This window comes from Acidovorax sp. HMWF018, assembly GCF_003061035.1.
GTDB classification, from domain to species: domain Bacteria; phylum Pseudomonadota; class Gammaproteobacteria; order Burkholderiales; family Burkholderiaceae_C; genus Acidovorax; species Acidovorax delafieldii.
In genome coordinates this window covers 1-2,303 of record NZ_QAIM01000395.1, presented here as the reverse complement: position 1 = coordinate 2,303, position 2,303 = coordinate 1, and the positions used below count along the sequence as shown (strand labels likewise).

3 protein-coding genes are annotated in these 2,303 nt (G+C 52.1%); all 3 read right to left on the bottom strand.

The annotated features are described in order from the left end of the window. Window positions 1-564: ABC transporter ATP-binding protein (locus tag DBR23_RS15750; RefSeq protein ID WP_108498868.1), on the bottom strand; the 564-nt coding region annotated here is incomplete at its 3' end. Next, complete coding sequence (locus DBR23_RS15745; protein ID WP_066123746.1) at window positions 558-1,352, bottom strand: ABC transporter ATP-binding protein; 795 nt, start codon at window positions 1,350-1,352, stop codon at window positions 558-560. The genes DBR23_RS15750 and DBR23_RS15745, both read right to left, overlap by 7 nt. After that, the coding region (locus DBR23_RS15740) for a branched-chain amino acid ABC transporter permease (RefSeq protein WP_199227727.1) at window positions 1,349-2,303 on the bottom strand (955 nt) is incomplete at its 5' end. The genes DBR23_RS15740 and DBR23_RS15745, both read right to left, overlap by 4 nt.

The following is a 2,303-nucleotide window of genomic DNA, read 5'->3' as shown; positions in this document are numbered from 1 at the left end:
CACAATGGCTTTCCCAGATTGGCGAATCGCGGCGACTCCCTCCGCTACAAGTGGAATGATGGCGGGTGAGAGACCTTCAAAAGGTTCGTCGAGTAAAAGGAGTTCTGCGTCGAGAGCCAATGCGCGGGCGATAGATACCATCTTGCGCTCGCCACCCGAAAGCTCTGCCCCCCCGCGTTTACGGTATCGTTCCAGCTTGGGGAAAATACGATATGCTTCCGAAATGCGCTCCGCAGCAGGTCTGCCACAGGTACGAGTCCACGTCGGAAGTTCAATGTTTTCCTCGACCGTGAGGTCGGCATACACTTCCGATTCTTCAGGGGAAAAGCCAATGCCCAGTTGCGCAATCTGCCATGTGCTCAAGCGCGCAAGATCTTTATCTTCCCACGAGATGCGCCCGGAAACGGGCCGAAGATAGCCCATCAACGACCGAAAAGTGGTGGTCTTTCCCGCTCCATTTCTGCCGAGAAGACATACCAGTTCACCGGCGCGAACCTCAAGACTGATACCTCGAAGAATTCGACTTCCCTGGATGTCCACGGTCAGTTCGGACACGTTCAGCATGGCTGGTGTTCCCCCTCGTTTTTTTTCTGACTACTGTGGACAGGGCCGATCACTGCTTCAAGCATCAAGGAGTCCTTAAAGAAAACATCCGGAGACATATCTCCAATCACACGCCCTTCCTGAAGCGCGATCACCCGATGCGAGTAACGTGCGACCAGTGTCATGTCATGCTCGACTTGAATGATGGCGCTCACCCCTTCCGAGCGTGCCGCCTTCACTAACAGTTCCATAATCCCGTATTTGTCTCCACTTGAGACGCCCGAAGTAGGTTCATCTAAAAGGATGGCCTTAGGACGAAGTGCAAATGCGCTGGCGATATCAAGGAGTTTTTTCTCTCCTTGTGAGAGAGAACCAGCTCGTTCAAAAAGCTTGTGATGCAAGCCAAGTGTTCCAGCAATATGCTGAACTTCGTCCTCGATCTGAGGATCTTTGGTCAATGTTCGTAATGGATTCGAAGCTCTACGCAACCTTGAACTTACAGCAACTGCGATCGTCTCCCAAACGCTCACCTCTGGAAAAATATTGACCAGCTGGAATGAACGGGCCATGCCCATCGCAGCCAACTTAACCGGACCTACTCCAGCAATACTATTTCCCATGAAATGCACCGTCCCTTGGGAGGGGGCCGCCAACCCCGTCAACACATTGACGAGTGTGGTCTTCCCTGCTCCATTCGGGCCGACTATTGACACGAATTCACCGCCTCCGATCTCCAAAGACACATTCTTTAGAGCTTGGTACGATCCATAAGATTTGGATACATTGCATGCGCTCAACATGGCACTCATTGGGCATCTCCCCTTACACGACGTTGCAAGTGATTGGAAATCGTGCCGATCAATCCTTCTGGAAGCACAAGCACGAGAAACACCAACGTAGCACCCAACATAAATCTCCAGTAGGCCGTACTCGATACCAGTACTTCATGCAGCAGAACAAAAATGAGCGCCCCTACCCCAGGCCCCACAAAGGTTCCAGCCCCCCCAAGAATCATCATGAAAATAAGATTGCCTGACTGAGGCCAATACGCAAGCTCCGGATCAGCAAGTCCAGTGGAAACCCCCAACATCGCGCCAGCGATTGCACCGAAAACGCCAGACACTACAAAGGCAAACAGTCGGAGGCGATAGACACGTACGCCAAGGTACCGAGCCTTGCTCTCATTGTCTCTAATAGCGCGCAGCTGGAGGCCAAGAGGCGAACTGACGATGCGCCAGGTGAGCAATCCGAGCAGCACATAAACTATCAAACAGTAGTAATAGAACGGACCACTGAGAAACTGAGTCGCAGTCATATCCCAATCCTGCCCCAGTAACATCGGCCGCAGGACACGCATACCTTGATCACCTCCTGTCAAGTTGTAGAACTTGAACAGGAAAGAGTGAAGAAGCATGCCAAACGCAAGTGTGAGCATGCCAAAGAAGATATGTGTGAAACGGACACAGAGAGCACCAATCGCCAATGCGAATAGTCCTCCCAAACTCGCTGCTGCGATCAAGATCAACTCAAAGTGGAGAACGCCCGCCTGGGTCGCTGCGGCCGCCACGTATGCCCCTACAGCCAAGAACATTGCATGGCCAAAGGACAGCAACCCCGTGTAGCCAAACAGAAGATTCATGCCGAGAAGAGCGATTCCAAATGCCAAGGCAGGCATAAGCATCACGGTGCTGTACGGCGTTAGCATCAAAGGTGCAATTGCAAGTCCAGCTAGCAACACAACAAATGGAATAACGCCGTTA